Origin of the sequence: Mesorhizobium sp. M1E.F.Ca.ET.063.01.1.1 (genome assembly GCF_003998155.1) — a bacterium.
Classification (GTDB): Bacteria; Pseudomonadota; Alphaproteobacteria; order Rhizobiales; family Rhizobiaceae; genus Mesorhizobium.
The window spans coordinates 1-6754 of the sequence record NZ_RZSC01000303.1 but is presented as its reverse complement, the minus strand read 5'-3'; the positions used below and the strand labels follow the sequence as shown (position 1 = coordinate 6754).

Annotated in this window: 8 protein-coding genes; 7 read left to right on the top strand and 1 reads right to left on the bottom strand. The window is 64.7% G+C overall.

Annotated elements, in window-relative coordinates; all coding sequences use genetic code 11:
• Positions 1-263 precede the first annotated feature (263 nt).
• Complete coding sequence (locus EOA29_RS20505; protein ID WP_126094988.1) at positions 264-650, bottom strand: ester cyclase; 387 nt, start codon at positions 648-650, stop codon at positions 264-266.
• A gap of 277 nt (positions 651-927) precedes the next feature.
• Here EOA29_RS20505 and EOA29_RS20500 point away from each other — a divergent pair, with 277 nt between their 5' ends.
• From EOA29_RS20500 to EOA29_RS20470, 7 genes are all read left to right on the top strand, one after another.
• Positions 928-1227, top strand: a complete 300-nt coding sequence (locus EOA29_RS20500; protein ID WP_127221368.1) for a hypothetical protein — start codon at positions 928-930, stop codon at positions 1225-1227.
• An 82-nt stretch (positions 1228-1309) separates the two neighbouring features.
• Positions 1310-1975 carry a response regulator transcription factor gene (locus EOA29_RS20495; protein ID WP_126061966.1) on the top strand — a complete coding sequence of 222 codons (666 nt, stop codon included), beginning with the start codon at positions 1310-1312 and terminating at the stop codon, positions 1973-1975.
• Between the two features lie 22 nt (positions 1976-1997).
• The gene (locus EOA29_RS20490; RefSeq protein WP_127221366.1) at positions 1998-3386 is read left to right on the top strand and encodes an ATP-binding protein; all 1389 of its coding nucleotides are present in this window, start codon (positions 1998-2000) and stop codon (positions 3384-3386) included.
• A gap of 146 nt (positions 3387-3532) precedes the next feature.
• On the top strand, positions 3533-3964 hold the full coding sequence (locus EOA29_RS20485) for a hypothetical protein (protein ID WP_127221364.1): 432 nt from the start codon (positions 3533-3535) through the stop codon (positions 3962-3964).
• A gap of 219 nt (positions 3965-4183) precedes the next feature.
• Positions 4184-5320 (top strand): c-type cytochrome biogenesis protein CcmI, encoded by a 1137-nt coding sequence (gene ccmI, locus EOA29_RS20480; protein ID WP_127221363.1) that lies wholly within the window; start codon positions 4184-4186, stop codon positions 5318-5320.
• Between the two features lie 3 nt (positions 5321-5323).
• Positions 5324-5767, top strand: coding sequence for a cytochrome c maturation protein CcmE (ccmE, locus tag EOA29_RS20475; protein ID WP_127221362.1), 444 nt, complete (start codon positions 5324-5326; stop codon positions 5765-5767).
• On the top strand, positions 5767-6754 hold a 988-nt coding region (locus tag EOA29_RS20470), incomplete at its 3' end, for a heme lyase CcmF/NrfE family subunit (RefSeq protein WP_145969721.1). The genes ccmE and EOA29_RS20470, both read left to right, overlap by 1 nt.

The window sequence follows — 6754 nt, the reverse complement described above, 5'->3', positions numbered from 1 at the left end:
GGGCACGCCTCGACGGCGCGGCGCTCTCCATCGGCCCGCGCGGCCAGACGCGTCTGTCGCTGGAATTCGCCGAGGCGCGCTATGACGAGGACCTGACGGTCCATCACGGGCTGCTGCGCTTTCGCGCGCTGACGCAGGAAAGCGCCTGAGCGACCAGTCCTAAAACGCGTCGCGCTGAAATGGATCCAGGCGACGCGCTTTAGGTCTTTGTTTTTATGCATGTCGTTTTCGCAAAACCGCTGCACACTTTTGCGCGACATGCATCAAAGTTGAGCCTGGATGGCGCCCTTGTCGATGACCGACCAGACCTCGCATATCCGTCCGTCCTGGAATTCATAGAAGACGTTCTCGGCGAAGGCGACGCGCTTGCCCTTCACCGGCAGGCCGAACAGCACGCCCTTGGGCCTGCAGTCGAAATGCAGGCGGGCCGCCACCCGCGGCGGCTCCGAGACCAGAAGCTCGATGTTGAAACGCAGATCCGGAATAGCCTGGAAATCGCCTTCCAGCATCCGGCGATAGCCCGAAAGCCCGATCGTCTCGCCGTTATACTGCACCTGTTCGCCGACGAACCGGTCGAGATTGTCCCAGTCCTGTGCGTTGAGGCAGGCGATGTAACCCTTGTAGCGATCGGCAAGGTCCTCGCTCGTCATGGCATTCTCCCGTCGTCACCGGCTTCACGGCGCAAACTAGCGCATATCCCGCCCGCGAAAACCGTAGCCGCGCCGGTGATTTTCCGGCTATGAATCCCAAGCTTGGGCGGTGGGAGCCGGGCAGCAGGATTCGTCTAGCGCTGGAGCAATTCCAGGAAAAGTGCGTAGCGGTCTTTCCGTCCGGAATTGCGTAAAACCAAGGGGGCATGGCGGGCATGGATTTTCGGCCGTTCACCGTTCATTTCACGTTCAGCACACATGCGTTAGAACCGTGATCATGAAAACGTTCCGCTCCCATATCCGCACCGCGACGCTGGCGCTTGCCGCAGCCGGCCTTTTTGCGTCGCAGGCGATTGCCATGCCGGCCATCGAACCGTCAGCCGAGCAGCCGGTCGTGCTTGCCGCCGGCGACTGCTATGCGATCGGCCAGCAGGTCGCCGCGCAGAATGGCGGCACGCTCGCCAAGGCCTCGCAGTCGACGCGCGGCGGCCAGCCGGTCTGCGTCATCGTCGTGCTCGTCCCCGGCAAGGAAGGCCAACGCCCGCGTCGTTCCGAGATCGTGGTGCCGCTGAACTGACGCCCCATTCCCTTTAACAGGCTTAAGTTTCCCAGGCCGGCGGAATCGGCCTATACCTCCATCCCTCAACAGGCTCAAAACCATGCGCGTGCTCGTCGTCGAGGATGACAAGGATCTCAACCGGCAACTGGCGGACGCGCTGGTCGACGCCGGCTATGTCGTCGACCGCGCCTATGACGGGGAGGAGGGGCATTTCCTCGGCGACACCGAGCCTTACGATGCCGTCGTGCTCGACATCGGCCTGCCGCAGATGGACGGCATCAGCGTCGTCGAGCGCTGGCGCCGCGGCGGGCGCAAGATGCCGGTGCTGATCCTGACCGCGCGCGACCGCTGGAGCGACAAGGTGGCCGGCATCGACGCCGGCGCCGATGACTATGTCACCAAGCCTTTCCACATCGAGGAAGTGCTGGCCAGGGTGAGGGCGCTGATCCGTCGCGCCGCCGGCCATGCCTCGTCCGAGCTCACCTGCGGACCGCTCAGGCTCGACACCAAGGCCTCGAAGGCCGATGTCAACGGCATGCCGCTGAAGCTCACTTCTCATGAGTTCCGTTTGCTTGCTTATCTGATGCACCATATGGGCGAGGTGGTGTCGCGCACCGAGCTGGTCGAGCATCTCTACGACCAGGACTTCGACCGCGATTCCAACACCATCGAGGTGTTTGTCGGGCGGCTTCGCAAGAAGATGGGCATCGACATGATCGAAACCGTGCGTGGCATGGGCTATCGCATGCGAGAGCCGGAGGCGTAACGCGGAACCGCTGAAGCCGACGATGGGAACGTGGCTTTCAAGGCTGCGGCTCTGGCCGCGCTCGCTGACCTTCCGTGTCATCGCCTTCTCCACCATCTGGGCGATCCTGACGCTGGTCGTCATCTTCACCCTCATCACCACGCTTTACCGCCAGGCCAGCGAGCGCGGTTTCGACAGCCTGCTTTCGGCGCATCTGTTCAACCTGATCGGTTCGGTCGGCATTTCCGACAATGGCGCGCTCACCGGCTCGCCCGACCTTGGCGACCTGCGCTTCTCCGAGCCGAATTCCGGCTGGTACTGGTCCGTTGAGCCGGCCTCCGAGGGTGTTCACGGCGAAATCCACTCCTCCTCGATGACGACCTCGATCCTGTCGCCAAGCGTCGCCGAGGTTCCCTTCAACGCGAACTTCCAGCGCAGCTACGCGACCGAAGGCATCAAGGGCGAGGAGCTCGAGGTCTTCGAGAGCGAGTTCGTGCTCGATGCCAAGAACCGCGCCGCACGCTTTCGCGTCATGGGCAACCACAGCGAGCTGGAACAGGAGATCGCGCGCTTCCAGCGCCGCCTGCTCACCTATCTGTCGCTGTTCGGCGTCGGCATGATCGCCATCAACGCCATCGCCATTCTTTTGGGCCTGCAGCCCTTGCGGCGCGTGCGCAATGCGCTGGCCATGGTGCGCGAGGGCACGGCGCAGCGGCTCGACGGGCGTTTTCCGGCCGAGATCGAGCCTCTCGCTAACGAGACCAATGCCTTGATCGAGAACAACAGGCGCATTGTCGAGCGCTCGCGCACGCAAGTCGGCAATCTCGCCCATTCGCTGAAGACGCCGCTTGCCGTGCTGATCAACGAAGGCCGTGCGCTGGGCGGCGCCAAAGGCCAGCTCATCTCCGATCAGGCTGCCTCGATGCAGAAGCAGGTCGACCATTATCTGCAGCGCGCGCGTGTCGCCGCCCAGCGCGACAGTGTCGTCTTCCGCACACCGGTTTCGCCGCTGGTCGAGCGCATGGTGCGCGTGCTGCAAAAGCTCAACCCGCGGACGAAGCTCACGCTGTCGCCGCCGCCTGCCGAGATCGTCTTTGCCGGCGAGCGCGAGGATCTGGAGGAATTGCTCGGCAATCTGCTCGACAACGCCATGAAATGGGCGAAGGGCGCCGTCGCCGTCTCGGTCGCCCCTGTCGCGGGAAGCGCCGGCCTGTTTGAAATCGTTATAGAGGATGACGGGCCGGGAATTCCCGAAGACAAGGCGCGAGAGGTGCTGAAGCGCGGGCGGCGGCTGGACGAGACGAAGCCGGGAACGGGGCTTGGGCTTGCCATTGTCGCCGACCTCGTCAACGAGTATGGAGGCGTCCTGGCGCTGGAACGGTCCGGCATGGGCGGCTTGAGGGCGGTGGTCAGATTGCGGAGCCTTCAGTGATGTTTTTTATCGATTTGCACGCGGCCGGCTGCGGCCAAATTTCCGACAAATATCAACACTATGGCCTTGCCACCCTCCCCGATGGCGCGGCCCCCAGTGCCTTTCGCTCAAGAAGTCCATCCCGCTCAAGAGAACCGGTTGTTGGCATGAAGATTCGCGTCGCGCTCGTTTCCGCCCTGATGGCCGTTTCAGGCTGCACAACGCTGGGCAGGAGCGGTCCCACGGTCACGCCCGTCGCCACGCCGCCGGCCGCTGGCAAGGTGGGAACCAGCATCGTCGCGGCCATGAATGGCGGACTGGTCGGCGGATCGATCGGCTCGGGCCTCAGCGACGCCGAGAAACGCAAGGGTCTCGAGGCGGAATACAAGGCGCTGGAATACACCGCGAGCGGCCAGAAGGTGACGTGGAAGAGCGACGGCTCGTCCCATTACGGCGAGGTCGTCGCCGCTCAGCCTTACCGGGTCGGTTCGCAGGACTGCCGGCAGTATACCCACACCGTCTACACCGGCACATCGGGCGTCACCGCACGCGGCACGGCCTGCCGCAACGCTGACGGCAGCTGGACGCCGTTGACTTAGAGCGGTTCGGTCTTTGATCGGAGGGCCGACCCGCTCCAAGTGTTTGTCACGACGCAATTCCGAACGGAAAACCGCTGCGCACTTTTCCTGGAATTGCTCTAATTTCGGCTACAGTCCGGCGAGATTGATATCGATCAAGGTTCTCCGGCGCGTCTGTCGTCAAAGCGTCGCAGTACGCTTGTGTTGGCAGGGCAGGGCTCTGCCTTTATTGGAATAGCCATGCTGTTCTGGGTCATAGCCGCAATCCTCACGCTGGGCGCCAGCCTGGCGGTGCTTCTGCCGCTGGCTGGCGGCACGAAAGGCCCGTCCGCGGCCGGCGATCACGACCTCGAGGTCTACCGCGACCAGCTCGCCGAGCTCGACCGCGACATGGCGCGCGGGCTTATCCAGCCGGCCGAAGCCGAGGAAGCGCGCGCCGAGATCGGCCGCCGCATCCTGCGTCTCGGCTCGGCTGACCAGGCAGGCGCGGCGGCGCCGCGCGCCTCGCGAGCCGCAAGGCTTGTGGCCACCGCCGCCGTGCTGGCGGTGCCGCTGGTGAGCTGGGGACTCTATGGCGAGCTCGGCTCGCCGGATTTGCCGTCGCAGCCATTGGCCGAACGGCTCGCCAAGAGCCCGGCCGATTCCTCGGTCGATGAGTTGGTCGCGCGCGCCGAGGCCCACCTCGCCGCCAATCCGTCTGACGGCAAGGGCTGGGACGTTCTGGCGCCTGTCTATCTGCGCCTGCAGCGCTACACCGACGCGGTGACGGCCTATCGCAACGCCATCCGGCTCGACGGCGACAACGCTGTACGGCAAGCCGGCCTCGGCGAGGCGATCGCCAATGCCGCCGGCGGCATCGTGTCGGCCGAGGCTCAGGATGCCTTCGAGGCGGCCCTGAAGCTCGACCCCGCCAACGCCAAGGCGAGCTTCTATCTGGCGATGGGTCTTGCGCAGGAAGGCAAGAAGGCCGAAGCCGCGGCCGCCTGGCAGAAGATGCTCGGCCAACTGCCGCCGGATTCGCCCTGGCGCAGCGCCGTCCAGCAGGCGCTTGCGGAAACGACCGGGCCGGCAGTGGCCGCCGGGACGCCGGTCAATGGCCCTGATGCTCAAGCCGTCGAGGCTGCGCAGCAGATGTCGCCGCAGGACCGGCAGGCGATGATCGAGACCATGGTCGCCGGCCTCGACGACCGGCTGAAGCAAAATCCGCGCGACGAGGAAGGATGGATGCGGCTCATTCGTTCCTATGTCGTGCTCGGCAAGGCCGACCAGGCGCGCGACGCCCTCGGCCGCGCTGTTGCCGTCTTTGGCGCCGACAGCGAGCAAGCCAAGAAGTTCACCGCCTTTGCCGCCTCCCTCGGCGTCACGGCGACGGAGTAAGAGATGACCCGCAAGCAGAGGCGATTGTCGGTGATCATTGCCGGTCTGGCCTTCCTGGGTGCCGCGGCCGGTCTCACCTTCTATGCGCTCGGCCAGAAGGCCTCCTATTTCTACATGCCGGCCGATCTCACCACCGCGACCGTCCAACTCGGCCAGCGAATCCGCCTTGGCGGCCTCGTCGAAAAGGGCACCATCGTGCGCGGCCAAGGCGCCACCGTCGCCTTTTCGGTCACCGATACGCAGAAGTCGGTCAAGGTCACCTATACCGGCATCTTGCCCGACCTGTTCCGCGAGGAGCAGGGCGTCATCACCGAGGGCGCCTTCGGCCCCGACGGCGTCTTCGTCGCCGACAGCGTTTTAGCCAAGCATGACGAGCGCTATATGCCCAAGGAAGTCGCCGACGGCCTGAAGGCCAAGGGCGTCTGGCAGGAAAGCAAGAGCCAATAATGGTTGAGACCGGACATTTCGCGCTCGTCCTCGCCTTTGCGCTGTCGCTGGTGCAGATGCTGCTTCCGCTGGTCGGCGCCCGCACCGGCAACCAGCGGCTGATGGCGGTCGGCGGCCCGGTCGCGGTCACGGGTTTCGCACTCACCGCGCTCTCCTTCGCGGCACTTGCCGGCGCCTATGCCGGCTCCGACTTCTCGGTGGCAAATGTGTGGGAGAACTCCCATTCGCTGCAGCCGATGATCTACAAGATCACCGGCACCTGGGGGAACCACGAAGGTTCGATGCTGCTCTGGGTGCTGATCCTCACCTTCTTCGGCGCGCTTGTCGCCGTCTTCGGCTCCAACCTGCCGGAGACGCTCAAGGCCAATGTGCTTGCCGTGCAGGGCATGATCGGCGCCGCCTTCTTCCTGTTCATCCTGACGACGTCCAACCCCTTCATCCGGCTCAAGCCGGCGCCGATCGAAGGCCGCGACCTCAACCCGGTCCTGCAGGATCTCGGCCTCGCCATCCATCCGCCGCTGCTCTATCTCGGCTATGTCGGCTTCTCGATCTGCTTTTCCTTCTCGGTCGCCGCCCTGATCGAGGGCCGCATCGACGCCTCCTGGGCGCGCTGGGTGCGGCCATGGACGCTGGTCGCCTGGATGTTCCTAACCGGCGGCATCGCCATGGGCTCGTACTGGGCCTATTACGAGCTCGGCTGGGGCGGCTTCTGGTTCTGGGATCCGGTCGAGAACGCTTCCTTCATGCCCTGGCTCGCCGGCACCGCGCTGCTCCATTCGGCGATCGTCATGGAAAAGCGCTCGGCACTGAAGATCTGGACGCTGCTGCTTGCGATCCTCACCTTCTCGTTGTCGCTACTCGGGACGTTCCTCGTGCGCTCCGGCGTGCTGACTTCCGTGCATGCCTTCGCCACCGATCCGGCGCGGGGCGTCTTCATTTTGTGCATCCTGACGCTGTTCATCGGCGGCTCGCTGGCGCTGTTTGCCC